General features: G+C 71.4%; 20 protein-coding genes. 5 read left to right on the top strand and 15 right to left on the bottom strand.

Going from position 1 to position 25,121, the window contains the following annotated elements; translation table 11 throughout:
- Window positions 1–207 precede the first annotated feature (207 nt).
- Complete coding sequence (locus tag ACFVWD_RS38565; RefSeq protein ID WP_389602667.1) at window positions 208–1,323, bottom strand: SDR family oxidoreductase; 1,116 nt, start codon at window positions 1,321–1,323, stop codon at window positions 208–210.
- A 191-nt stretch (window positions 1,324–1,514) separates the two neighbouring features.
- Between ACFVWD_RS38565 and ACFVWD_RS38570 the strand changes: the two genes are divergently transcribed.
- Window positions 1,515–2,945, top strand: coding sequence for a zinc-dependent metalloprotease (locus ACFVWD_RS38570; protein WP_168495355.1), 1,431 nt, complete (start codon window positions 1,515–1,517; stop codon window positions 2,943–2,945).
- A complete protein-coding gene (locus tag ACFVWD_RS38575; RefSeq protein ID WP_389602668.1) occupies window positions 2,942–3,469 on the top strand; it encodes an NUDIX hydrolase in 528 nt (175 codons plus the stop codon). Before ACFVWD_RS38570 ends, ACFVWD_RS38575 begins: the two co-directional genes overlap by 4 nt.
- A 67-nt stretch (window positions 3,470–3,536) precedes the next feature.
- On the opposite strand, the gene ACFVWD_RS38580 is transcribed toward ACFVWD_RS38575, so the two are convergent.
- The 4 genes from ACFVWD_RS38580 to ACFVWD_RS38595 form a co-directional block, all read right to left on the bottom strand.
- A complete protein-coding gene (locus ACFVWD_RS38580) occupies window positions 3,537–4,292 on the bottom strand; it encodes an AIM24 family protein (protein ID WP_060900241.1) in 756 nt (251 codons plus the stop codon).
- 16 nt (window positions 4,293–4,308) lie between these two features.
- Window positions 4,309–4,989, bottom strand: coding sequence for an AIM24 family protein (locus ACFVWD_RS38585; RefSeq protein ID WP_054228171.1), 681 nt, complete (start codon window positions 4,987–4,989; stop codon window positions 4,309–4,311).
- A gap of 11 nt (window positions 4,990–5,000) precedes the next feature.
- Window positions 5,001–6,668, bottom strand: a complete 1,668-nt coding sequence (locus tag ACFVWD_RS38590) for a TerD family protein (RefSeq protein ID WP_389602669.1) — start codon at window positions 6,666–6,668, stop codon at window positions 5,001–5,003.
- Window positions 6,669–6,803: 135 nt separating this feature from the next.
- Window positions 6,804–7,400: a M48 family metallopeptidase gene (locus tag ACFVWD_RS38595; protein ID WP_101400543.1), complete on the bottom strand. Its 597-nt coding sequence runs from the start codon at window positions 7,398–7,400 to the stop codon at window positions 6,804–6,806.
- 217 nt (window positions 7,401–7,617) lie between these two features.
- Between ACFVWD_RS38595 and ACFVWD_RS38600 the strand changes: the two genes are divergently transcribed.
- Together ACFVWD_RS38600 and ACFVWD_RS38605 are read left to right on the top strand one after the other, a co-directional pair.
- On the top strand, window positions 7,618–8,799 hold the full coding sequence (locus ACFVWD_RS38600; RefSeq protein WP_389602670.1) for a TOMM precursor leader peptide-binding protein: 1,182 nt from the start codon (window positions 7,618–7,620) through the stop codon (window positions 8,797–8,799).
- Window positions 8,792–10,186, top strand: coding sequence for an ABC1 kinase family protein (locus tag ACFVWD_RS38605; protein WP_389602671.1), 1,395 nt, complete (start codon window positions 8,792–8,794; stop codon window positions 10,184–10,186). Before ACFVWD_RS38600 ends, ACFVWD_RS38605 begins: the two co-directional genes overlap by 8 nt.
- A gap of 61 nt (window positions 10,187–10,247) precedes the next feature.
- Here the strand turns inward: ACFVWD_RS38605 and ACFVWD_RS38610 are convergent, their stop codons facing one another.
- The 5 genes from ACFVWD_RS38610 to ACFVWD_RS38630 all read right to left on the bottom strand — a co-directional run bounded on the left by ACFVWD_RS38610 (window position 10,248) and on the right by ACFVWD_RS38630 (window position 14,138).
- Window positions 10,248–10,472, bottom strand: a complete 225-nt coding sequence (locus ACFVWD_RS38610; RefSeq protein ID WP_389602672.1) for a hypothetical protein — start codon at window positions 10,470–10,472, stop codon at window positions 10,248–10,250.
- A 118-nt stretch (window positions 10,473–10,590) separates the two neighbouring features.
- A complete protein-coding gene (locus tag ACFVWD_RS38615; protein WP_101400540.1) occupies window positions 10,591–10,914 on the bottom strand; it encodes a hypothetical protein in 324 nt (107 codons plus the stop codon).
- Entirely contained in the window at window positions 10,911–11,279 is a 369-nt protein-coding gene (locus tag ACFVWD_RS38620) for a WhiB family transcriptional regulator (protein WP_054228178.1), read from the bottom strand. The genes ACFVWD_RS38615 and ACFVWD_RS38620 overlap by 4 nt, the downstream gene beginning before the upstream one ends.
- A gap of 175 nt (window positions 11,280–11,454) precedes the next feature.
- The gene (locus ACFVWD_RS38625) at window positions 11,455–11,778 is read right to left on the bottom strand and encodes a hypothetical protein (protein ID WP_389602673.1); all 324 of its coding nucleotides are present in this window, start codon (window positions 11,776–11,778) and stop codon (window positions 11,455–11,457) included.
- A 164-nt stretch (window positions 11,779–11,942) separates the two neighbouring features.
- Window positions 11,943–14,138 (bottom strand): ATP-dependent DNA helicase UvrD2, encoded by a 2,196-nt coding sequence (locus tag ACFVWD_RS38630; protein ID WP_389602674.1) that lies wholly within the window; start codon window positions 14,136–14,138, stop codon window positions 11,943–11,945.
- A gap of 226 nt (window positions 14,139–14,364) precedes the next feature.
- Between ACFVWD_RS38630 and ACFVWD_RS38635 the strand changes: the two genes are divergently transcribed.
- Window positions 14,365–14,607, top strand: a complete 243-nt coding sequence (locus ACFVWD_RS38635) for a mycoredoxin (protein WP_054228181.1) — start codon at window positions 14,365–14,367, stop codon at window positions 14,605–14,607.
- A 127-nt stretch (window positions 14,608–14,734) separates the two neighbouring features.
- Here ACFVWD_RS38635 and nudC read toward each other — a convergent pair whose 3' ends face one another.
- From nudC to ACFVWD_RS38660, 5 genes are all read right to left on the bottom strand, one after another.
- The gene (gene nudC, locus ACFVWD_RS38640) at window positions 14,735–15,685 is read right to left on the bottom strand and encodes an NAD(+) diphosphatase (protein WP_180362056.1); all 951 of its coding nucleotides are present in this window, start codon (window positions 15,683–15,685) and stop codon (window positions 14,735–14,737) included.
- Window positions 15,686–15,804: 119 nt separating this feature from the next.
- On the bottom strand, window positions 15,805–17,217 hold the full coding sequence (locus tag ACFVWD_RS38645; protein ID WP_389602675.1) for a dipeptidase: 1,413 nt from the start codon (window positions 17,215–17,217) through the stop codon (window positions 15,805–15,807).
- A 10-nt stretch (window positions 17,218–17,227) separates the two neighbouring features.
- Window positions 17,228–20,788, bottom strand: a complete 3,561-nt coding sequence (locus ACFVWD_RS38650; protein ID WP_389602676.1) for an ATP-dependent helicase — start codon at window positions 20,786–20,788, stop codon at window positions 17,228–17,230.
- A 123-nt stretch (window positions 20,789–20,911) separates the two neighbouring features.
- Window positions 20,912–24,307: an ATP-dependent helicase gene (locus tag ACFVWD_RS38655; RefSeq protein WP_389602677.1), complete on the bottom strand. Its 3,396-nt coding sequence runs from the start codon at window positions 24,305–24,307 to the stop codon at window positions 20,912–20,914.
- Window positions 24,308–24,606: 299 nt separating this feature from the next.
- Window positions 24,607–24,972 (bottom strand): MGMT family protein, encoded by a 366-nt coding sequence (locus ACFVWD_RS38660; RefSeq protein ID WP_389602678.1) that lies wholly within the window; start codon window positions 24,970–24,972, stop codon window positions 24,607–24,609.
- Window positions 24,973–25,121: the final 149 nt, after the last annotated feature.

Here is a 25,121-nt window from a genome sequence, read left to right on the forward strand (position 1 = left end):
CCGCCAGGGGTCCAGAGGCGCACCTCCGCCGGAGTCCAGGAGCTCAGCCCCGCCCGGGTGCAGGGGCGCAGCCCGCCGGGGTTCAGGGGCGCAGCCCCGCCAGGGGGGCCGGGGGCGGAGCCTCCGGGGATGGGACGGGTAGGGGCGGCGGGGGCGAGACACCGGCCCCCAGCCACGACGCACCCGCACCCGCACGCGCCCCCAGACTCAGATCCGTCGCCGAGCCTTCCGAGCCCGCCGAACCAACGCGGCCGTACCCAGAAGAGCAACCGTCGCCCCCGCAGCCCCCGCCGCCGTCGCATCCTTCCGCCCCAGCCGCCGCCCAGCCACCGTGTGCCGCCCGGCAACCTCCTCCAGCAGCTCCGCGAGAACCTCCTCGTTGGTCCACTGCGGCCGCCACCCGGCGTCATGCATCCGGCTCCCACTCACCACCCAGGGGTACATCGTGTACGCCAGATCCCCGGCGGGCGAAGGAGTGAGCCCAATCCGGTGAAGTCTCGCGGCAGCCCCCAGCGCGACGGCGGACGGCAACTCCATCCGCCGAATCCCGCTGAGCTCCTCGACCTCCTCCTGCTCCAGCCACCCGTCGCACCCGACAGCCAGCTCCCCCTCCACCTTCTCCAGGACGGCGTACTCCAGAGCGCTGCACAGATCCTCGACGTGGCAGAACTGCCAGGCAGGCCGTGACCCCGCCACCACAAGGAGTCGAGGAGACTCGAAGTACCTGGTCAGCGCCGTGTCGGTACCACCACCGACCAGGACCCCAGGCCGTACGACGGTGACATTGAGCCCCGGATGCGCGCGCGGCGCCCGCCGGGCGAGCCGCTCGATCTCCAGCAGGTCCCCGACCCCCGTGGCCTCGGCGGTCGCCCGCAGTTCGGCGTCTTCGGAGAGGGGCAGTTCGTTGTCGGGCAGCGCCCCGTAAACCATGGCGGACGTGCACAGCACGACCCGGTGCACCCCGGCCGCGGCGGCGGCCGTCAGCACGGTCTGCGTCCCCCGGACGTTGTACGCCGTGCGCGCCGCCGCGTCCGTCTCCAGGTCGAGGTCGAGCGCGAGATGTACCACGACGTCCGCGCCACGCAGCTTCTCGGCGATCGCGGGGTCCCGGACGTCGAGGATCTGCCACTGGGCGCCCTCGCACTCGCCGCGACGCTCGTCGATGGCGATGACCTGCTTGATCTCCTGGCTGGCGGCGAGCCGCTCGGTCAGCATCGCGCCCACGCCGGACGCGGCGCCTGTGACCGCGACGACGGGCCCGCGCAAGGGCGGGCTGGTTGAGTGGTTTCGCGCTGCGCGAACCTGTGGATCTGGGGAACTCACCGGGCGTCTCCAGCGGTTGTCTTCAGTAACGGACGCGCGTGACGCGTCCGTACCAGGTGGCATCCATCCTGCCGCAGGCCAAGAGTCGGCGAAGCACCGAGGCCCGATCGGGCTCGGGTGTCTACGCTGGGTGGTGTTGTCGGGCAGTCGCCGTCGGAATGAACCGGCGGCCTTACCAGCCGAGGAATCCCGTGAGTGACACCCCATTCGGATTCGGCCTTCCGCCGGAGGAGCCGGAGAACGGCGACGAGGGCAAGAAGAAGGACCAGCAGAGCGGCGGTGGACAGGGACCGTTCGGTTTCGGGCCGCCCGGAGCCGGCGGCCCCGGCGCCGACAATCCGCTCGCAGCGATGTTCGGTTCCATGAACCCCAACGACCTGGGGGCCGCGTTCCAGCAGCTGGGCCAGATGCTCTCGTACGAGGGCGGTCCGGTGAATTGGGACATGGCCAAGCAGATCGCCCGCCAGACGGTCTCCCAGGGCACTTCTGACGGCACCAAGGACGCGAGCGTCGGTCCCGCCGAGCGCACCGCGGTTCAGGATGCCGTACGCCTGGCCGACCTGTGGCTGGACGACGCGACGTCCCTGCCGTCCGGCGCCGCTTCCGCCGTGGCCTGGAGCCGCGCGGAGTGGGTCGAGGCGACCCTGCCGGTGTGGAAGGAGCTCGTCGACCCGGTCGCCGAGCGGGTCGGCGCGGCCATGGGCGATGTCCTGCCCGAGGAGATGCAGGCCATGGCGGGCCCGCTCATCGGCATGATGCGCTCCATGGGCGGTGCCATGTTCGGTACGCAGATCGGGCAGGCCGTCGGCGTGCTCGCGGGCGAGGTCGTCGGTTCCACCGACATCGGTCTGCCGCTCGGCCCGGCCGGCAAGGCCGCGCTGCTGCCGCTGAACATCGCGTCGTTCGGCAAGGACCTGGGCATCCCCCTGGAGGAGGTGCGGCTCTACCTCGCCCTGCGCGAGGCCGCCCACCAGCGTCTCTTCTCGCACGTGCCGTGGCTGCGCTCGCACCTGTTCGGCGCGGTCGAGGGCTACGCGCGCGGGATCAAGGTCGACACGGCCAAGCTGGAGGACGTGGTCGGCCAGCTCGACCCGCAGAACCCCGAGCAGTTGCAGGACGCTCTCCAGCAGGGCATGTTCCAGCCGGAGGACACGCCGGAGCAGAAGGCCGCGCTGGCCCGTCTGGAAACGGCGCTCGCGCTCGTCGAGGGCTGGGTGGACGCGGTCGTGCACGCGGCCGCGAAACCGCGTCTTTCCTCCGCGGACGCGCTGCGCGAGACGCTGCGCCGACGCCGTGCCACGGGCGGTCCCGCCGAGCAGACGTTCGCCACGCTGATCGGCCTGGAACTGCGCCCGCGCCGGCTGCGGGACGCCTCTCGCCTGTGGGCCTCGCTCACCGACGCGCGCGGTGTCGACGGCCGCGACGGCCTGTGGGCCCACCCGGACATGCTGCCGACCGCGTCCGACCTCGACGACCCGGACGGCTTCGTGCACCGTGAGCAGCTGGACTTCTCCGAGCTCGACAAGATGCTCGGCGAGGCCGCGAGCGGCTCCGCCGAGAAGCCGAATCTGAAGAAGGACGACGCTCCCAAGGACGACGACAAGGGTGACGGCACCGAGTGACCCTTCACGACGACGCCGTCCTCGTACTGAAGCAGTACGAGGACCAGGAAGAGCTGCGCCAGGTCTATCTGGACCATCTGTCCGAGCACCCCGACGGCATGTGGAAGGCCTGCACGGCGGGGCACGTGACGGCGAGCGCCCTGGTCATCGACCCGGTCGGCGGCCGCGTCCTGCTGACGCTGCACCGCAAGCTACAGATGTGGCTGCAGATGGGCGGCCACTGCGAGCCGGGTGATCCGACGCTGGCGGCGGCCGCGCTGCGCGAGGCGACCGAGGAGTCGGGCATCGAAGGTCTGATCCTGCTGCCGGGCGGCCCGGTGGCCCTGGACCGACACGCCATCCCGACGCCGTGCAACTGGCACCTGGACGTCCAGTACGCCGCGCTCGCTCCGGCCGAGGCCGTGGCGGCGATCAGCGACGAGTCCCTGGACCTGCGCTGGTTCCCCTACGAGGAGGTCGCGGATGTGGCGGACGCCTCGGTCGTACGGCTCCTGGAAGCGACCCGCGCACGGCTCTCGGCCTGAGGTACGTGTAAGGGGCGACCGCCATTGGCGGTCGCCCCTTACGTTTGCTGCCCGGACCGTCACCCGGTCAGCTCCAGACGTTGCCCTGGTTCTGCGCCCGGGCCCCCTGCTGCCCCATGCCGTACTGGGCGCGCAGCCCCTGGCCGATCACCGCGTTCTGCGGCGGCAGCAGCTCGCTGGGCTGGACGAGCGCGAAGCCCTGGCCCAGGAAGCTGAGCTCCCAGCCCTCACCGGTGTTGCCACGCCGCCGCCACACCCCGGAGGAGTGCGTCTGGGCCTGCATCTGGACACGCAGGCCGGTGGACCAGGCGACGATCGCGTCGGCGTCACAGTTGACGTACTTGTCGGGCGTGACCTGCATCATCAGCGGCATGCCCGAGGTCATCAGGGCGACCTTGCCACGGCCGGTGATGTTGAGCTGGTACTTGCCGGACCCGGAGATGCCGTACTGGCTGTCCACGGCGATGACCTCGTGGTGCAGCGAGGAGTCCATCGCCAGGACGTAGCTGCTGTCGACGGTCAGCCCGTCCTGCTCCACGTCGACCACGTGCACGTGCTGGGCGAGATTGGCCAGATAGACCGTCCCCTGCCCGTGGCACCGCATCAGGTCGAGGCCTTCACCGGTGTACGCACGTGCGCGGTGCTGGCTGTTGTTCTGGTACTCGGCGTCGAACTCCACGAGGCCCTGGTACGCGACCATGGTGCCCTTGCGGGCCAGGATGTCGTCGTGCCCCTCCATGACGACTCGCAGCATCTGCGAGTTCTGGAGGCTGTAGCGCTCCTGGGTCTGCTGCTCGTTGTAGCCGAAAAGCGGACTCTGCATGATGTGGTGCTCCCCCTCAGCCCCGGATCCGGAGGCGGTCGGTGCTGTCCTCGCTGGGCTGGACGACGACGATGCCCTGTCCGGAGAACGCCATCTGGTACGCCTCGCCGCTGCCGCGTCCGATCAGCGACTGCGCCTTGAAGCTGCGCTTGCCCTTCACCTTGAGGTTCGGGGACCAGGCGACGAGCGCGTCCGGGTCGACGTACGTCTCGTCCTCACCGCCGCCGCAGTCGACCACGATCGGCTTGCCGCGCGAGGTCAGCGCGACCCAGCCCTGTCCGGAGATCTTGGTGTTCCACAGGCCCTGTCCGGCGAACTTGGCGAGCCCCTTCACCCGCTCGACGCCCCACTGGAGATGGGCGTCGAAGGCAAGCAGGTTGGTGGCGTTGACGGAGATCGCGTCCCCGTTGAGGTTGATGACGACGACGTTCGCGCCGTAGTCGGCCAGGTAGAGCAGGCCGTCGCCGGTGCACTTCATGAGGGGCGCGCCCTCACCGGTCATCCAGTCCCGCGCGATCTGGCGTACGGCGGGCGGGTTGGGCTCGTACTGGACGAACCCTTCGTAGGCGACCATCGAGCCCACGCGCGCGAAGAGGTCGTTTCCGGTCTGCATGGCGACCTTCAGCATGTGGTTGCCGTGGTTCTCCATGCGGGCGGTGACCGGTGCCGGGGCGAAGCCCGCGAGTGGCTGGTTCATGACGGGCTCCCTCAGACCTCGTACGGCTGGACGACGATGAAATTGCCGGGCGCGCCGCGGAACTGGAGGTTCACGCTCTCCCCGGTGTCGCCGGGGTAGGCGTTGCGGCGCATCCGCACCTGGCTGGAGACGATCACCTGGGAGGCCGCGGACCAGGCGACCACGGCGTTGCAGTCGGCGAAGGTCGTCGGCGTCACGGGCAGCACGACGGGAGCGCCGTGCGTCTTCACGACGATCGTTCCGGTCCCCTGGAACTGCATGGTGAACAGCGCGCCTCCGGGGATGCCGTGCCCCTCGATACGCCGGACCTCGTGCTGGAGGGACTCGTCGAAGGCGAGCACGTTCTCCGCGGAGACACAGATCGCGTCGCCCTGGAGTTCGATGGGATGCACGTGGGTGGCGTTCTCGGCGAGGAACACCTGCCCCTGGCCGGTACAGCGCATGAGCTGCATCTCCTGGCCGGTCGCGTTGCCCACGATCCGCCCGGCGAAGCCGGCGCCCTTGTAGCTGAAGTCGACCTTGCCCTGGTAGAGCACCATGCTGCCCTGGCGGGCCAGCACGGGCTGGCCGCCGATGCCGAGGTCGACGCGGATGAGTTTCTTGTTCTGCTGGGTCCACCGCTGACCGGTGGGCGTCTCCTTGTAGGCCCCCAGCGCGGCGGCCACACCGGCACCGCCCTGCGGGGCGCCCTGGGGAACACCGTAGGGGGACGGCGCGCCGGGCTGACCCGGCGCCTGGCCCGGAACCTGGCCGTACGGCGGCTGCTGGCCGTAGCCCGGAGGCGCCGTCGGGGCCTGCTGCCCGTAGCCGGGGGGCGCGGGTGGTGCCTGCTGGCCGTAACCGGGCGGCATGGGAGCGGTCTGACCGGGAGGCTGCTGTCCGTAGCCCGGCGGCGGACCGGGCGGGCCGGGCGGCTGGATGTACGGAGCGGGGCCCGGCGGCGGCACGGTGCCGCCCGGCGGGGTGTGCAGCGGGGCGATGATGGTCGGCGCGGCGTGCACCGAGGGCGCGGCGGACTGCGGTGTGAACCCCTGCGCGGCGGGCTGCGGCGCGGGAGCCGGGGCGCCGAATGCGGGGGGTGCGGTGGCCTGGGCGGGCGGCGCGAAGGACGGTGCGGCAGTCGCCTGCGGCTCCTGCGCGGCGGGCTGCTCGTCGGCGACCTCACCACCGAAGTTCTTGAGCAGCGCCTCGAGGCCGCCGTCGAAGCCCTGCCCCACGGCGGCGAACCGCCAGACGTCCTTCAGGTAGAAGTCGCCCAGCATCACGGCACGCTCGGTGGAGAACTCCGCGCCACTGAACGAGTACCGGGCCACCTCCTCGCCGCCCGCGACAACACGGAGGTATCCGGGGGCGATCTGCGACATCTGCCCGGCGCCGTCGATCGTCGCCGTGAACGACAGCTTCTGGATCTGCGCCGGGATCCGGTCGAGCGTGACGCGGAAGGACTCCGTGTCACCCGACTGGGTGCCGAGCAGCTGGATGGATTCTTCGGGGGTCTTCGGCTGGTTGAAGAAGACGAAGTACCGGTCGTCCGAAAGCCTTTCGTCGGCGTCCAGACCGAAGCAGCTGATGTCGAAGGTCAGTCCGGGACCGGTGATCTGCACACCTACGTACAGATCCGTGCCCGCGGTGAGGTCACTGATCCTGGCCTTGTGGCCGCGTTGGAATTCCCTGGCCATGCGTAACGACCGTCCCCCATCCCGAGTGCGATTGCGTCGCGTCAGGCTAACGGGAAACTCTGGGAGTGAACGCCGCCGGTACAGACCCGGTACACAATCGCCCCCCGGCGGGGACGGTCCGCCGCCGCCCGCGCGCTACTCGTCGCTCGCCACCGGCAGATGGGGCAGCCGTTCGGCCGCGACCACCCCTTCGAGATAGCCGCGGGCGCGTTCCGTACGCGGATACGCCTCCAGCAGCCGCCAGAAGCGGGGTCCGTGACCGGGCACCAGAAGGTGCGCGAGCTCGTGGACGAGTACGTAGTCGACCACGTACTCGGGCATGCCCTGGAGGCGGTGCGAAAGACGGATACTGCCCTCGGCCGGGGTACAGGAACCCCAGCGCGTGTTCTGATTGGTGACCCAGCGGACCGAGGCGGGGCGGGCCCGGCCGTCGAAGTACTGCTCCGACAGCCGCGCGGCACGTTCGGTCAGCTCGGTGTCGCCGAGCACCCGTTTGCTTTCCTGGGCGGCCAGCTTGTCGAGCATGACGGTGACCCAGCGCTGTTCCTCCGCCTCGGACATACGGGCGGGGATGAGCACGACGGTGCGATCGCCCTCGCGGTACGCGGAGACCGTTCTGCGCCGGCGCGCGCTCCTGCGAACCTCGATCGCGCTCGCCCCCGAGCCGCTTGGCGGCAGGCTCGTCGTGCTGCGCTGTGGCTTTCCGGCGCGGTGCAGTGGGTCGGCGGGCACGCCCCGACGTTACCCGCTGCACATGGGGGAAGTCCCGTCCCCTGGACGGTTCGATGCCGATCCGCACCCCGTGCGCTTGATTTATACGACGAACACCACCGCCTGTGGACAACTTTCGGCACGGTTCGGCCGGGCCGGGCATGCTGGCATTCGATCGGCGGGCCCGGGACGGACCGCGCCGACACACGGGGATGCTCTACGGGTACGGGGGTCGGTCATGCATCCGATGGTGAAGCCCGCGCTGCGGCGCGGCTGGCGGGATCTCAACACCGTGCAGTTCGGAATGGCGCCCGCGCACGCGATGGTGCTGGGCCCGGTGGACACGGCGACAGGCAGCTTTCTCGACCTGCTCAACGGAACACGCGGGCTGCCGCTCCTGCGCGACCTGGGACGCGCGATGGGCCTGCCCGACGGTCATGTCGACGCACTCGTGGAGCGGCTGGCCCGCTCCGGTCTGCTGGACGACGCGACGGGCGGCGGCCGGGCCGCGGACGCCCTGCGCGAGAAGAAGGCGGTCCTGGACCGGCTCCGCCCCGACCTCGCGTCCCTGTCCCTCGTCGCCCGCGCACCGGGCGACGCCATGAAGCAGCTGGCCGCCCGCGGCTCCCTGCGCGTTCAGGTGCGGGGCGCCGGCCGAGTAGGAGTCGTCCTGGCCTCCCTCCTGGCCGGCGCGGGTGTCGGCCAGGTCGAGGTGCGCGACGTCGGCAGCGTCGAACCCTGGGACGTGGCACCGGGCGGGCTGCCCCCGGCGTCCATCGGCGAGCGCCGGGAGGAAGCCGCCCGGCGCGCGGTGCGCCGAGCGGCACCGGATCGACCACCCCGGCCCGCCGCCGAAGGAGAGGAGCTCGGTCTCTCCCTGGTGATCCTCGCGCCCCGGGACGGCCTGGCGGTGCACGCCCCCGATCCCGCCGTCGCCGAGCCCCTGATCACCTCCGGCACGCCCCATCTTTACGCGGGAGTCGTGGAGGGAACGGGTGTCGTCGGCCCCCTGGTGCTGCCCGGCGACACCGGCTGCGCGGGCTGCCTGGACCAGCAGCGCATCGACCGGGACCCGACCTGGCCACGCCTGATCGCGCAGTGGCGCTCCGGCGCCTCGCACCAAGTCCCGGCGTGCGACCTCGCTCTGGCGACCGGCGTCGCCGGACTCGCGGCAGGACACGCCCTCGCCTACCTCGACGGACGGCTGCCCTCCAGCGCCGGGGCACGCTGGGAGTCCTCCGTGCCGGGCTTCGACTGGCACGCGAAGCCGGTGTGGTCGCATCCCGAATGCCCGTGCGGCGCAGCGGAGAAAAGTAAGAAGGGGGAGCGCGCCGCCGAGGACGGGCAGCCGCACGAGACAATGGCGAGGCAACAGCCGCACGCGGCACGGCTGTCTGGGACTTGGAGGGCGCATGTCTGATCTTCCCCGGAAGGCGGTCACCCGTACTGCCAAACTCGCCGCACTACCGCTCGGCTTCGCCGGGCGAGCGACCTGGGGGCTGGGCAAGAGGATCGGCGGGAAGTCCGCGGAGATCGTCGGCCGCGAGCTGCAGCAGCGCACGGCGGAGCAGCTCTTCAAGGTTCTCGGCGAGTTGAAGGGGGGTGCCATGAAGTTCGGACAGGCGCTGTCCGTCTTCGAGTCGGCGCTGCCCGAGGAGGTCGCGGGACCCTATCGCGCGGCGCTGACGAAGCTCCAGGAGGCGGCGCCGCCGATGCCGACGCGCACGGTGCACTCCGTTCTGCGGGAGCACCTCGGCGAGGACTGGTCCGAGCTGTTCCAGAAGTTCGAGGACAAGCCGTCCGCGGCGGCCTCGATCGGCCAGGTGCACCGGGCGGTGTGGCACGACGGACGCGAGGTCGCCGTCAAGGTGCAGTACCCGGGGGCGGGCGAGGCCCTGCTGTCCGATCTGACCCAGCTCAGCCGATTCGCCAGGCTCCTGGGTCCCCTGATCCCCGGCATGGACATCAAGCCGCTCATCTCGGAGCTGCGCGACCGGGTGTCCGAGGAGCTCGACTACGCGCTGGAGGCAGAGGCCCAGGAGACGCATGCCACGGAGTTCGCGGGCGATCCGGACGTGCTCGTCCCGGCGGTGGTCCACCAGTGCGACCAGGTCCTGGTGACCGAGTGGATCGACGGGATACCGCTGTCGGAGGTGATCGCCGAGGGCACTCAGGAACAGCGGGACCGTGCGGGCCAACTGCTGGCCCGGTTCCTCTTCTCGGGCCCCGCCCGCACCGGACTGCTGCACGCCGATCCGCACCCGGGCAACTTCCGCCTCCTGCCGGACGAGAAGAGCGGCTGGCGGCTGGGCGTCCTGGACTTCGGCACGGTCGACCGTCTTCCCGGCGGTCTGCCCTCGACGATCGGATACTCCCTCCGGATGACTCTCGAGGGCGAGGCCGAAGCGGTCTACGAGCTGTTGTGTGAGGAGGGCTTCGTCAAGGAGTCCATAGAGCTCGAACCCGACGCGGTCCTGGACTATCTCCTGCCGATCATCGAACCGGCCCAGGCCGACGAGTTCACGTTCACCCGCGGCTGGATGCGCAGTCAGGCCGCGCGCATCGCCGACCCCCGCTCCCCCGCACACCAGTTGGGCAGGCTCCTCAACCTGCCACCGTCGTATCTCCTGATACACCGTGTGACCCTGAGCACCATCGGAGTCCTGTGCCAGCTGGGCGCGACGGTCCGGCTGCGCGACGAACTGGAGGAGTGGCTGCCGGGTTTCGTACCGGGAGAGGACCCGACGGAGGAGCTGCTGGACACGGAGGAGCTGCTGGACGAGGAGGGATCAGCGGCCGAAGCATGACTCGGGCCGCCTTCGCCCGCCCAGGCCGACCCCGGGCGGGCCCGGGCGGGCCCGGGCGGGCCTACCACCAGGCCGAGTCCAGCCGTCCCTCGATCGCCCTGAGGTTGCTGCGGGCACAGTTGTCGCAGAAGTAATGGCGGGTGCCGTTCTCCATGGAGCAGGTCCACGTCAGTGGAGGACCGTCGGCCAGGGTGCCGCAGCGGGCGCACACGATGTGCCGGGCCTCGGCCGTGTCGGGCCGCGGCATGGAGCCGGTGCTGTCACTGTCCCCGGGAAGACTCGTCACTCGGCGACGATAACGCCGTGATCGGCGGATCGCCCGGCACAACGCACCGCGGGGGCCGGTCCGTTCGGACCGGCCCCCGCGAGGAGTTGCTTACTGATACTGCCGCGACTGCTTTCGGCTAGTGCATGACCGCCATGGCCAGCGCGCGCCGGGCGCGCATGGAGGCGCGCTCGGCCCGACGCTGCATCCGACGGGCGGAGGCCAGGCGCACGGCCAGGCGTTCCCGCTCGGCCTCGTGCAGTCGCTCGTGCATATGCGCACGAGCCAGGGCTTCTGGGATGAGTTGCATCTCGCGGGTCCTGTTCTGACGCGAGTCGTTCGCGCCGGTGGTGGTGAAGTCTGGGATGGCGGAGCCTGCGGGCTCGCTGGCGGACGGCTTCATCGGGGCCTGTTTCTTGGGGTCGTGCGTCAGGGGGCGATCGATCGTTCCTACGGTGTTCATGCCGCAACCGGGTTCTTGCGCGGGCGGCCACGCGGCCGCTTGCGGGCCACGACAACACCCTGGACGAAGAGCTCGCCGCCCCAGACACCCCAGGGCTCGCGCCGCTCCTTGGCGCCGGCGAGGCAGGCCTCGATCAGCGGGCAGGTGCGGCAGAGGGACTTGGCGTACTCGACATCGGCCGGCGACTCGGCGAAGAAGACCTCCGGGTCGTAGGAGCGGCAGGGGACGGGTACGCCGAGGTTCTCGATGGCGTCGTCGAGCGCGGTGAGCGCAGTGAGCGGGATCAAGGTGGAGTCCTCCGTGAGGCCGGGCGGGGGGATCGTTTCGGAAGGCGGTACGGACGGGGCGTGCGCTTCGAGTTGCACGGTTGGTCTTCCTCGTCTGGTCGTGCCGGCCGGGTTGGCCGGTTGGCGGCTGGTACCGGGTTCTTTTCTTGTCCCGAGGCCCCTTCGCTCTGCCGTCCCCGGTCGGGGACAAACAGAAGGGCCGCGGATCCCGGGTGGGGTTCCGCGGCCCTGAAGGCGCCGGCCTGATCGAAGATCAGGCTGGATCACTCCAGGGTTCAGGCCCACGGAAGGCCCACATCGTGTGGTGCTGCTTCGTCTGCTTCAGGGATCCGGCACCGGCTGCCGCAAAGGCATAGGCCTGGGCCTCTGCCACTACTGCCGCTTCCAGTGCCTTCGTCGGTCGCTCATTGCGCTCACGGATGGGAAGAACCGCGAGAGACAGAGGGGAAGCCAGCCGGACGGCAGTGACGCCGGACAGACCGGTACCCAGGTTCGAGACGCCGAGCAGGCACGTGGAGACGACCGAGCGATCGGTCATTTTGGCGGTGCTGATGGAGCTGGTGTTGATGCTGATCACTGGAATCGCCTCCTCTCGGCGTCTTGGGGGACTGGGGTGAGCCAGTCCGACGGCTATTAAGTACAGCACGGAACCAGGGCCTCGGAGAAGGCCGCTGCTGCCGTGGTTAAGAACCTATGGGGATTGCTGGGGCATGCGCAAACTATTTTCTCGACGAGTTTGCATCAGTCATCCCCGCTGCCCCCCGCGCGCTCCTGACCAGCGCAGATGGCCAGAACATCGGCCCCGAACCGGTTGAACTTGCGCACGCCGACCCCGGGGATCCGCGCCAACTCGCCCTCGTCGTCCGGTGCGGCCTCGGCGATCGCCATGAGTGTCTTGTCGGTGAAGACGCAGAACGCGGGCTGCCCACTGCGCTGCGCCTGTACCGCCCGCCACTCCCGCAGCCGCTCGTAGAGGCCTTCGTCCATGTCGGAGGGGCAGTCCTCACAACGCATCAGTTTCATCTCACCGGCGTCGGTCAGCGTGCGCCCGCAGACCCGGCAGCGGGCCGGGGTCCGACTCGTCCGCCGTACGACCGTGCCTCCGCTGCTTCCGATGCCGCGCTCGATGCCTCCTGGACCGCCGCCGGCGCTGCGGCCCGCGGTGGCGACGGAGCCGGGGCGCAGCCCGTCGAGGAAGCGGCTGGGCCGGCGGTTGGGTCTGCCGCCGGGTGAGCGGGACAGGGCCCAGGAGACGAGGAGGTGTTCTCTGGCGCGGGTGACTCCGACGTAGAGGAGGCGGCGTTCTTCCTCGATCTGCTCGTCGGTCTTTGCGTAGGTGATCGGCATCATGCCCTCCGCGACGCCGACCAGGAAAACGACATCCCACTCCAGTCCCTTGGCGGAGTGCAGGGAGGCGAGGGTGACGCCCTGGACGGTCGGGGCGTGCTGGGCGCTCGCGCGCTCGTCGAGCTCGGCCACCAGGTCGCCAAGGGTGGCGCCCTGTTTGGCGGCGGCGAAGTCCTGGGCGAGATGGACGAGGGCGGCCAGTGATTCCCAGCGCTCTCTGACGGCGCCGGATCCGGCCGGGGGTTGGCTGGTCCAGCCCTCGCCGGAGAGCACCGCGCGGACCTGGGAGGGCAGGTCGACGGCGTCGTCGAGGAGGGAGTCGTTGGCGCCGAAGCGGGCGGCCGCGCGCAGGGCGGCACCTGCTTTGCGCACCTCAGGGCGGTCGAAGAACCGCTCGGCGCCGCGCAACTGGTAGGGCACTCCGGCGTCGGCGAGGGCCTGTTCGTAGATCTCGGACTGGGAGTTCGTGCGGAAGAGGATGGCGATCTCGCCCGCGGGGATGCCGGAGGCGATGAGGTCGCGGATGCGGCGGGCGGCGCCCTCGGCCTCGGCGGGTTCGTCCGTGTATTCGGCGTAGACGGGCTCGGGGCCCGGGGCACGCTGGGAGATCAGCTCCAGGCGGTGGTCGGCGGCCCGGCCGCGGGCCTGGGAGAGAAGGCCGTTGGCGAGGTGCACCACTTGGGGTGAGGAGCGGTAGTCGCGGACGAGCTTGACGACGGTGGCCCCGGGGTGGCGGGTGCGGAAGTCGAGCAGGTGGTCGGGAGTTGCACCGGTGAACGAATAGATCGTCTGGCTGGCGTCGCCGACGACGCAGAGGCTGTCGCGCTCGCCGAGCCACAGTTCCAGGAGGCGCTGCTGGAGGGGGCTGACGTCCTGGTACTCGTCGACCACGAAGTGCTGGTACTGGGAGCGGACTTGTTCGGCGATGTCGTGCCGGTCCTGGAGGATCCCGACGGTCAGCAGCAGGACGTCCTCGAAGTCGATGACGGCGCGGTCGCGCTTGAGGTCCTCGTACGTGGCGTAGAGCTGGGCGATCTCGGCCGGGTCGCGGGGCGACTGACGGCCGGTCTTGGCCGCGGCGGCCGCGTAGTCGGCGGGGACGGTCTGGGTGACCTTGGACCATTCGATCTCGGCCGTGACGTCGCGCAGCTCGCCCCGGTCGAGGCGGATACGGCAGGCGGCTGCCGCGTCGGCGACGAGCTGGATCTTGCGGTCGATCAGCCGGGGCAGGCCGCCGCCGACCGCTTTCGGCCAGAAGTACTGGAGTTGGCGCAGCGCGGCGGAGTGGAAGGTGCGGGCCTGGACGCCACCGGCGCCGAGCTGGCGGAGCCGGCCGCGCATCTCGCCTGCGGCCCTGTTGGTGAAGGTGACGGCGAGCACACTGGAGGGCTGGAGGATCCCGGCACGCACCCCGTAGGCGATGCGGTGGGTGATCGCTCGCGTCTTGCCCGTGCCGGCGCCTGCCAGCACGCACACCGGACCGTGCAGGGCGGTGGCGACCTCGCGCTGCTCGGGGTCGAGCCCGTCGAGCACCGCGTCGGCCGTGTCCGGTGCCTGCGGGAAGAGGGTGGAGCGCGTTGCTGCTGTCACCCCGCCATGCTGCCAGGTCGACGGGGACGCACGAGCCGGTTGTCCACAGGGAGGCCCTTGCAGTCGTACTAATGCGGCAGGCGCTGGGCGTGCTCTTGCTCACGCGTCTGCCGCCAAGTGCCCTCGTGTACCGGGCCGGGGTACCCGGGCACGGGAATGGTGGCCCGCTCGCGTACGTTCCACCTCTGCGACGACGCACCCCCAGCAGCAAAGGAGCGCGAGAGACATGCCGGGCACTGTGACGATGTACAGCACCACGTGGTGCGGATACTGCACGCGACTGAAGGGCCAGATGGACCGCGCGGGCATCGCGTACAACGAGATCAACATCGAGCAGGACCCGGAGTCCGCGGCCTTCGTGGAGAAGGCGAATGGCGGGAACCAGACGGTTCCGACCGTTCTGTTCGCGGACGGCTCGACGCTCACCAACCCTTCGCTGGCGCAGGTCAAGCAGAAGATCGGCGCGTAAGCGGTTCACCATCGGTGCGCCCCGGCGGTGCCGCGGGCAATAACAGGGGCGGTCCTTGAATCTGACTCAAGGACCGCCCCTGCTGTGTGACTTGCGCCACTCGTGCGAGTGGTGTGGTGTGTGTCGGTCAGGCGGCTGCCGCTCCCGGGCGCGGCAGTGGCTTGCCGTACCAGAGTTCGATCAGGCGGGCGGCGATGGAGATGCCGAACGGAGGCAGTACCTCGCCGGACTCGAAGGCGGTGCGCAGGTCCTCGCGGGAGAACCAGCGGGCCTCGTGGATCTCCTCGCCGTCGACGTTGATCTCGGACGAGGTGGCTCGGGCCATGAAGCCGAGCATGAGGCTGGAGGGGAACGGCCAGGGCTGGCTGGCGACGTACTCGACCTCGCCGACCGTGACGCCCGCCTCCTCGAAGACCTCGCGGCGCACGGACTGCTCGATGGACTCACCGGGTTCGACGAAGCCGGCGAGCGTGGAGAAGCGGCCCTCGGGCCAGTGCACCTGGCGGCCGAGCAGGATGCGGTCCTCGTCGTCCGTCACCGCCATGATCACGGCCGGGTCGGTGCGCGGGTAGTGCTCGGCGCCGCAGGCGGGGCAGCGGCGGATGTGTCCGGCCGCCGCGATCACGGTGCGCTCGCCGCAGCGTGAGCAGAAGCGGTGCAGCCGCTGCCAGTTCTCCAGGGCGACGGCGTGCACCATCAGGCCCGCGTCTCGGGGTGAGAGCAGGAGTCCCGCCTCGCGCAGGCCCGCCGGGCGGGCGGACTGGTCGATTCGGCCGGGCAGTGCGTCCTTCTGGAGTGCGAAATAGCTCACACCGTCGTCGTCCGTGCCGAGGAAGTAGCGGTGCGCCTCGGTGAGGGGGGCCTCGAAGGAGGGGGTCATGAGGAGTTCGGTGGTGCCGTCCGCCGTCTCGTCGATGAGCACCTGACCGCCGGAGACCACGAAGACGCGGGTGGTGGGGTGGCTCCAGGCCGCCGCGAGCCAGGCCTCGTCGAGCCGGTGGTGGGCGGCCCGGTCGATGCCGCTCGGGGCGGTGAGCGAGATGGGACGGTCGGCGGTTCGGTCGGTCCAGGTGGTCACGGGTGCTTCCAACTCCCCCGGTGGAACGGTTATTTCGGCGGGCGGTTCAGCAGGTCGGGTGCGAAGGGCGCTGTTCGGGATGGGGACGGACTGTGCAGGAAGGGTGGAGACAGGCTTTTTCAGTGTGCCTCGCGCCAGTTCTCGGCCAGGTCGCCCCACAGGTAGGCGCTGGTTTCGACGCCCTTCATGAGGAGGTCGAGTTCGACCTTCTCGTTGGGGGCGTGCCAGCCGTCGGAGGGGACGGAGATGCCCAGGAAGAGCACGGGGGCGTCGAGGACCTCCTGGAGGTCTGCCGCGGGTCCCGAGCCACCCTCGCGGGTGAAACGGATCGGCTGTTCGAAGGCGCGGCCCATGGCGCGTACGACGGACTGCAGGGCGGGGTGGTCCAGCGGTGTGAGACAGGGGCGGGTGGCGGCACCGAACGTGATCTCGTGCCGGATGCCGGCGGGCAGCCGGTCGGCGGCCCAGGCGCGGACCGCCTTCTCGATGTGGTCCGGGTCCTGGCCCGCCACCAGCCGGAACGAGAGTTTCACGGTGGCCGAGGACGGGATGATCGTCTTGCTGCCGGGGCCTTGGTAGCCGCCGCCGATGCCGTTGACCTCGGCGGTGGGGCGGGCCCAGATGCGCTCCAGGGTGGTGTGTCCGGCCTCTCCGTAGGTGGCCGTCGACTTGGCCGTGCTCAGCCAGCGCTCCTCGTCGAAGGGCAGTTCGGCGAAGAGCTCACGCTCGCGTTCGGAGAGTTCGGTGATGCCTTCGTAGAAGCCGGGGACGGCCACGCGCGCGTGCTCGTCGTGGAGGGCCGCGACGAGGCGGGCGGCGGCGGTGGCCGGGTTGGGCACGGCGCCGCCGAAGGAGCCGGAGTGGATGTCCTGCTGCGGCCCGTACAGCTCGATCTCGCACTCGGCGAGGCCGCGCATTCCGGTGCACACGGTGGGGGTGTCCTCGGACCACATGCCGGTGTCGGAGACGATCACCGCGTCGGCGGCGAGCCGGTCGGCATGACTCTCGACGAGGTCGCGGAAGTGCGGGGAGCCGGACTCCTCCTCGCCCTCGATCAGGAGCTTGAGGTTCACGGCCGGTGCGCCGCGTCCGGTGGCGGCGAGGTGGGCGCGGACGCCGAGTGTGTGGAAGAACACTTGGCCCTTGTCGTCGGCGGCACCGCGCGCGTGGAGGCGGTTACCGCGGATCACCGGTTCGAAGGGGTCGGTGTCCCAGCCGTCCTCGCGGGCTGCGGGCTGCACGTCGTGGTGTCCGTAGACGAGAACCGTGGGGGCCCCGGGGTCTTCGGAGGGCCATTCGGCGAAGACGGCGGGGGCGCCCTCGGTCGCCCAGACCTCGGTGGTCGGGAAGCCGGTCTCCTGCAGCTTGGCGGCAAGCCAGTCGGCGCTGCGCGCCACGTCCGCGGCGTGGTCGGGCTGGGCCGACACCGAGGGGATGCGCAGCCACTCCGCGAGGTCGTCGAGGAAGGCCGTGCGGTGGTTCTGGATGTACGTGCGGACGGTGCTGACGGCGTTGTCAACGGGCTTGCTCATGCTCACGAGCCTATCCGCCCACGGAGGCGTGTTCGTCCGGCGGATCCCCGGCAGACGCTTCCTGAGGGTCCGCCGGGTCCTGTGTGAGCAGTCGTTCCAGTGCCGCGCGGTCCGGGAGCTCGTCCGGGTGGACCACCTCACCGCTGCGGACGTACAGGAACGCGGCCTTGACGGACTCCAGGGGCACGCGCTGCTGTTCGGCCCAGGCGAGGCGGTACAGGGCGAGCTGGAGGGGGTCGGCGGTGCCCGTCCGGCTGGTCTTCCAGTCGACGATCTCGTACGTCGTGCCGGCGCCGTCCTCCGCCCGGTAGACGGCGTCGATCCGGCCCCGTACGACGCGTCCCGCGATGGCGAGCTGGAACGGTGCCTCGACGCGGTGAGGGGTGCGGTGTGCGTAGGGAGTGCGCTCGAAGGCGTCCTTGAGCTCCTCCAGGTCGCGTTCGTCGGCGATCTCGGCGTCGCTGCCGGGCAGCTCCTCCGGTTCCAGCATCGGCAGCCGCAGCTCTTCGAAGCGGGACTCCAGCCAGGCGTGGAAGCGCGTTCCGCGGCGCGCGGCGGGCTGTGGGGGGCGTGGCATGGGGCGCGCGAGCTCCTGTGCGAAGCCGTCCGGGTCGGCGGCCAGGCGCATGAGCTGCGTCACGGTGAGCGAGGCCGGCAGGGGGACGTCGGTGACGCTCGAGCGGGCGCGCAGGAGCTCTCCGGTGAGGGCATCGAGGTCGCGGTCCCAGGAGACGAGGGTGCGGGCCTCCTCCGGGGAGAGATGCGCGGGTTCCTCAGAGTGCGGTTTCGCAGGGTGCGGGCGAGCCCCCGGAGCCGATGCCTGGTGCGGAACCGTCGGGCGGTCCTGCGGGGGTCGCGTCGGCCGGTCCTCGGGGCGGTCGGTCGACCAGGAGTCCCAGTCGGAGTCGTCCCCGTCGGGGAAGTCGTCGTCCCCGTAGGCCACGTCGTCGTACGCGGCGTCGTCGTCCTCGGGCGGGGGTGGCCAGTCCGGATCGTCGTACGAGGTGGGGTCGTGGTCGGCCGCGTGCCCGGTTCCCTCCGCCCCGGGATGGGGCTCTTCGTGGGACGCCACGCGCTCCAGGTGGGCGAGTACGGTCTCGGCGGCGGCGCGGCGGCGGGCCAGTGCCGCGTCGTCGAGCGGGAGCGGCCACGCGTGGTCGGCTGCCGCCTCGCGCAGGGCGGGGTTCTCCTCGTCCTCGGCGGGCTCCTCGGTCCAGACCTCGATCTCGCCGTGTCCGGCGGCGCAGTGTTCGTAGAGGGCGTGCAGGAAGTCCGAGGGGCCGCGCGGCTTCTTCTGGGAGGGGCCCCACCAGTGGCCGGAACCGAGCAGGAGCGAGCGGGGGCGGGTGAAGGTGACGTAGCCGAGGCGGAGCTCTTCGGTGTGCTGGTGGTCCTTCATGGCCTCGTGGAAGGCCTTGATGCCCTTGGCGTCCCAGGTGGCGATCTCGGGGAGCGTGTCGGCGTCGCCGCGCAGCTCGTGCGGCAGGACCTTGCCCTGGGCGGTCCACTTCTCGCGGCCCTGGCCGCTGGGGAAGGTGCCGGTGACGAGTCCGGGGACCGCGACGACGTCCCACTCCAGGCCCTTGGACTTGTGCGCGGTGAGCACCTTGACGGTGTTCTCGCCGCCGGGCAGGGCATTGTCGAGGCCCTTCTCGTACTGGGCGGCGGTGCGCAGGAAGCCGAGGAAGGCCAGCAGGGTGGCCTCGCCGTCGCCCGCGGCGAAGGACGCGGCGACGTCCAGGAAGTTCGACAGGGTCTCTCGGCGGCGGGCGGCCAGCGCGTGCGGGGACGCGGAGAGCTCGACCTCGAGGCCGGTGACGGCGAGCACCCGGTGCAGGACGTCCATCAGGGGGTCGGCGAGCGAGCGGCGCAGGTCGCGCAGCTCGGCGGCGAGCCGCGCGAACCGCACCCGCGCGTCCGGCGAGAAGGGCAGCCCGTCGTCGTCCCCTTCGGCCTCGATGGGCATCTCCAGGAACGTGTCGAGGGCGTCGGCGAGCGATATCACCTCGGCCGGGTCGACCCCCTCCACGGCCGCGGCGAGCCGGCGGTCCATGTCCTCGTCGGCGCCCACGCGCGCGTGGGACACGAGCAGGCGGGCGCGCCTTCCCAGGAGGGCGAGGTCGCGCGGGCCGATCCGCCAGCGGGGGCCGGTGAGCAGGCGGACCAGGGAGGCGTTCGCCCCGGGGTCCTGAAGGACTTCGCAGACGGCGACGAGGTCGGCGACCTCGGGCAGGTGCAGCAGCCCGGAGAGGCCCACCACCTCGACCGGGATGTCCCGGGCGACGAGCGCGCCCTGGATCTCGGCGAAGTCGCCGGCGGTACGGCACAGCACGGCGATCTCGCCGGGTGCCTTTCCGGTCCGTACGAGGTGGGCGATCGAATCGGCGAGCCAGTCGATCTCCTCGGCGTGGGTGCGCAGCAGCGCGCAGCGGACCTGGCCGTCGTGCTCGGCTCCTGGGGCCGGGCGGAGGGCCTCCACGCCCTCGTGCATGGCGCGCAGGGGCTCCGCGAGGCCGTTGGCGAGGTCGAGGAGGCGGCCTCCGCTCCGGCGGTTCTCGCTGAGCGCCTGGCGGGCCGCGGGGCGGCCGTCGGCGTGTGCGAAGTGTTCGGGGAAGTCGTCGAGGTTGGCGACGGAGGCGCCGCGCCAGCCGTAGATGGCCTGGCAGGGGTCGCCGACCGCGGTCACTGGGTGGCCGGTGCCGCCGCCGAAGAGTCCGGCGAGCAGGATGCGCTGGGCCACCGAGGTGTCCTGGTACTCGTCCAGCAGCACCACCCGGAACTCGTCGCGGAGGATTTCCCCGACCTCGGGGCGGGTGCGGGCCAGGGTGGCGGAGAGGGCGATCTGGTCGCCGAAGTCGAGGAGGTCGCGCTCGCGCTTGGCCGACCGGTAGCGGCCCACCAGCTCGGTCAGTTCACGCCGGGCCGCGGCCGTCTCGGGGACCTTCCGCAGGTCGGCGTTGGTGAGTTTGGCGCCCTCCAGGGAGCGCAGCAGCTCGGCGTCGTAGGCGCGCAGGTCCTCGGGCCGTACGAGGTGTTCGGCGAGCTCGGAGTCGAGTGTGAGGAGGTCGCCGACGAGGTCCGGGAAGGAGCGGGTCAGGGCCGGGTACGGTCCCGGGGCCTCGCGCAGTACGCGGGCGGCGAGCTGGTAGCGGGTGGCGTCGGCGAGCAGGCGGGAGGTCGGTTCGAGTCCGATGCGCAGGCCGTGGTCGGTCAGCAGGCGGCCCGCGAAGGCGTGGTAGGTGGAGATCACCGGCTCGCCCGGCGGGTTGTCGGGGTCGATCACGTCCGGGTCGGTGACTCCGGCCTTGATCAGCGCCTTGCGGACGCGCTCGGCGAGTTCGCACGCCGCCTTATTGGTGAACGTGAGACCGAGGACCTGCTCGGGGGCGACCTGTCCGGTGCCGACGAGCCACACCACGCGTGCCGCCATCACCGTGGTCTTGCCCGATCCGGCTCCGGCCACGATCACCTGCGGGGCGGGCGGTGCGGTGATGCAGACCGTCTGCTCCGGGGTGAACGGGATGCCGAGGAGCTCCTTGAGCTGCTCGGGGTCGGTGATACGGGCGGGCATGTCGGAGAGGCTAGCGGCGCCCACTGACAGCGGAGGCCACATCGGCCGCCGGGACGGAAGAAGTGCTGGTCAACACGCGTGGTGCCGTACGTCACTCGCTGACGTGACGTCCTCTTGGGCCCCTCACTCGACCACGTGGCGTCCCTCGGGCCGAGCGCTGCACGATGCCCGGAAAGCGCAGTGTGTGCAGTGTTGTCCCGTGGTCGGGGAGAACCGTTCGTCGAGGACCTTCCCGGCCGCGGTGGCCAGCAGGTCGCCGACCCACTCGCCCTCCAGGGGCTCCTGGGCCTGCACCTTGGGGAGGGTCTCGCCGCCGTTCTTCTTGGCGGCACCCTGGCGCAGCTGGACGAGTTCCGCGCCGCCCGGCTCGGGGCGTACGCCGTCGAAGGTGTCGTCCACGGCCCCCTCACGGACGGCGAGCTGGTAGACGGCGAGCTGCGGGTGGTGCGCCACCTCCGCGGCGCTGGGCGCATGTTTGCCGGTCTTGAAGTCGACCACGTATGCGCGGCCCTCGGTGTCCGTCTCGACGCGGTCCATGGAGCCCCGGATGCGCACCTCGTAGTCGCCCGCCTCCAGGGTCACGTCGAAGTCGTGCTCACTGGCCACCGGCACACGTCCCGCACGGACGCCGTTGGAGTCGACGTGCCACTTCAGGAAGCGTTCGAGCGCCACACGCGCGTGCTCCTTCTCCTGCGCGGACTTCCAGGGCGCGTCGAAGGCGAGCGCGTTCCACACGGAGTCCAGACGTTCCATGAGGACGGCGAGGTCGGCGGGGGTGCGTCCGGAGGCGACCTCGTCGGCGAGGACGTGCACCACGTTGCCGAAGCCCTGGGCGGCGGTCGCGGGCGCGTCGGCCTTGACCTCGCGGCCCAGGAACCACTGCAGGGCGCAGGTGTTGGCGAGCTGGTCGAGGGCGCTTCCGGAGAGCACGACGGGCTGGTCGCGGTCGCGCAGCGGCACCTTGCTCTCGGTCGGCTCGTACATGCCCCACCAGCGGTAGGGGTGCGCCGACGGCACGAGGGGGCGGCCGTCCTCGTCGCCGAGGGCGGCGAGCTTGGCCAAGCGGTGGGCCGCGGCCTGCCGGAGGGCGTCCGAGACCCGCGGGTCGACCGTGGTGGCGCGCAGTTCGGCGACCAGGGCGGCGACGGACAGCGGGCGGCGGGGGCGGCCGGTGACGTCCCTGGGTTCGACGCCGAGTTCGGTGAGGAAGCGGGAGGGCTGGTCGCCGTCGTCGGCGGGGGCCTTCACGGCGGTGACGACCAGGCGTTCACGCGCGCGCGTGGCGGCCACGTAGAACAGACGGCGCTCTTCGGAGAGGAGCGCTCCGGGGGTGAGGGGTTCGGCGAGGCCGTCGCGTCCGATGCGGTCGGCCTCCAGCAGCGAGCCGCGACGGCGCAGGTCCGGCCACAGGCCCTCCTGGACGCCCGCGACGACGACGACGCGCCACTGAAGGCCCTTGGAGCGGTGTGCGGTCATCAGGCGTACGGCGGCGGGGCGCACCGCCCTGCGGGTGAGAGTGTCGGCGGCGATGTCCTGGGCCTCGATCTCCTCCAGGAAGTTGAGGGCACCGCGCCCGCCGGTGCGTTCCTCGGCGCGGGCCGCTGTCGCGAACAGCGCGCAGACGGCGTCGAGGTCGCGGTCGGCGTTGCGTCCGGCCGCGCCACCGCGCCGGGCGGCCCGCTCCAGGCGCTGCGGCCACGGTGTTCCCTGCCAGAGGTCCCAGAGCGCCTCCTCGGCCGTCCCGCCGCCCGCCAGGCGCTCCCGCGCCTTGCGCAGCAGCGCGCCGAGGCGCTGTGCTCCCCGGGCGTACGCCGGGTCGTGCGCGACGAGCCGCTCCGGCTCGGCCAGCGCGCGGGTGAGCAGTTCGTCGGAGGGCGGCGGTACGTGGTTACCCGCGGCGCGCTCCTCCTCGCGCAGCGCGCGCCCCAGGCGCCGCAGATCGGCCGCGTCCATGCTCGCGAGGGGCGAGGCGAGCAGGGTGAGCGCGGTTTCGGTGTCGAGCCAGGGCGCGGCTTGCGTGTCGGCATCCTCAGGTACGTCGACGTCTTCAGATGTGTCGGCATCCTCAGCTACGTCGACGTCTTCGGGTACGTCACTGTCACCGCCGGAGGGCGCGGCCGTACCCGACTCCGCGCGTGCCACCGCTCGCAGCGCCGTCAGCAAAGGCGTCACCGCCGGTTCGTGCCGCAGCGGCAGGTCGTCACCGTCGATGTCGAGCGGCACACCGGCCGCGGTGAGCGCCCGCCTGATCGTCGGGATCGTGCGGGAGCCGGCGCGCACCAGGACGGCCATGTCGCCCCAGGGAACGCCGTCCTCCAGGTGGGCGCGGCGCAGGATGTCCGCGATGTTGTCCAGCTCCGTGCCCGCCGTCGGGTACGTGTAGACCTCGACGGCGCCGCCGTCCCGTACCGGAGACAGCCCGCGGTGGGCGCGTACCTTCTCCGCCGGAAGGCGGGTCAGCGGCATGCGCTGGGTGATCAGACGGGTGGCGGTGAGCAGGGCGGCGCCGGAGCGGCGGGAGGTGCGCAGCACCTCGACCGGCGCGGGACGGCCGTCCGCGCGCGGGAAGGCGTCGGGGAAGTCCAGGATGCCGTTCACGTCCGCGCCCCGGAAGGCGTAGATCGACTGGTCGGGGTCACCGAAGGCGACCAGGTTGCGGCCGCCGCCGGCGAGGGCGTGCAGCAGCCGGACCTGCGCGGGATCGGTGTCCTGGTACTCGTCCACGTAGACGGCGTCGTACTGCCCGGCGAGACGTTCGGCGACGCCCGGACGCCCGGCGAGCAGCACCGCGCGGTGGACGAGTTCCGCGTAGTCGAGCACTCCTTGGAGGTCGAGAACGTCCAGGTACTCGGCGAGGAAGGCGGCGGCCGCTCCCCAGTCGGGGCGGCCGATGCGCCGGGCGAAGGCGGTCAGGGCGTCGGGGCTCAGGCCCAGTTCACGGCTGCGTGCCAGTACCGCGCGGACCTCGTCGGCGAAGCCGCGCGTGGTCAGGCAGGCACGCAGCTCGTCCGGCCAGCGGACATGGGCGAGGCCGAGCCGCTCCAGGTCGGGCTGGCCCGCGAGCAGTTCGCGCACCGCCACGTCCTGTTCGGGTCCGGACAGCAGCCGCAGGGGCTCCACGAACAGGTCACTGTCCTGGTGGGCGCGGACCAGGGCGTAGCAGAACGAGTGGAAGGTGGTCGCCCGCGGGGCGCGGGCGGCCCCTATGCGCAGCGCCATGCGGTCGCGCAGCACGACGGCCGCCTTGCGGCTGAACGTCAGCACCAGGATGCGTTCCGGGTCGCCGCCCCGTGCGATCCGGGCCGCGACGGACTCGACGAGCGTGGTCGTCTTGCCGGTGCCGGGGCCGGCCAGCACGAGCAGCGGGCCCGCGTCATGGTCAACCACCGCGCGCTGCTCTGCGTCCAGACGAGGGGGCCCCACGCGGACCGGCGCGGTACGCACCAGTCGGTACGCACCGCGGGTCCCCTGCCGCACCTGGGGGTGCGACAGGCGCCTGGTGGAAGAAGAGGAGCTCACGTGGTTCGCCGGTCCTGGAGGTTGTGCGGGATATCACTGCCGACGCGGAGCGCCGTCGAGGGGTGGTGGTCGGGCGACGGGTGGGAGGAGCACCGCGCGTTCAGGGTGGTGGACGCGGGGTGAGGGGGACGCGTGCCGTCGACGCTACGCCGGTGAGCACCGTGGAAGGAGGGCTTCCCCTTCTTCCCTCACACCACGTGCGTCGCCCGGCTCTCGAACGTACGGCATGTCACGGGCGTGCCCCGTTTCCCCCGTACGGGCCACAGGTTCCCCATCGCCCCTTCCGATGCCGGAAGCTGTCAGGTGTGACCCTGCGCGCGTTCGCCGCCGTCCCATCGGGCCCGTCTCATGTCGACGCGCGGCAGATGCCCCTCGGAGGCCCTGCTCGCCTCCTTCAGGGGCGTGCCCTCGTCGCGGTAGTGGCCCAGCGCCTCGAGTTCGTGGCCCGGGAGCAACGCGCCGTCCGCGCGGACGACCCGCCACCACGGGACCGCTCCTCCGTAGAGGGCCATCACCCGGCCCACTTGGCGCGGTCCGCCCTCCTCCAGCCACTCGGCGACGTCCCCGTACGTCATCACGTGCCCGGGCGGGATCGAGTCGGCGACCTCAAGGACCCGCTCCGCGTACTCCGGCAGGACATCCGTCGGAAGGCTCTCCTCGCTCATCCGCCCCATCCTGCCCCATCCCACCGACAGTGCCACGATTCGGTGACTGTGCGTATCCCTCGCCACGAAGGCGCACTTCGGGCAGACTGTGCGCCCCCGTATTTGCACCCTGATGCCCCCGTGTGTCGGTGGGGCATGCCACCATCGTG

It is taken from the genome of Streptomyces sp. NPDC058086, assembly GCF_042885015.1.
In the GTDB taxonomy this organism is placed as follows: domain Bacteria; phylum Actinomycetota; class Actinomycetes; order Streptomycetales; family Streptomycetaceae; genus Streptomyces.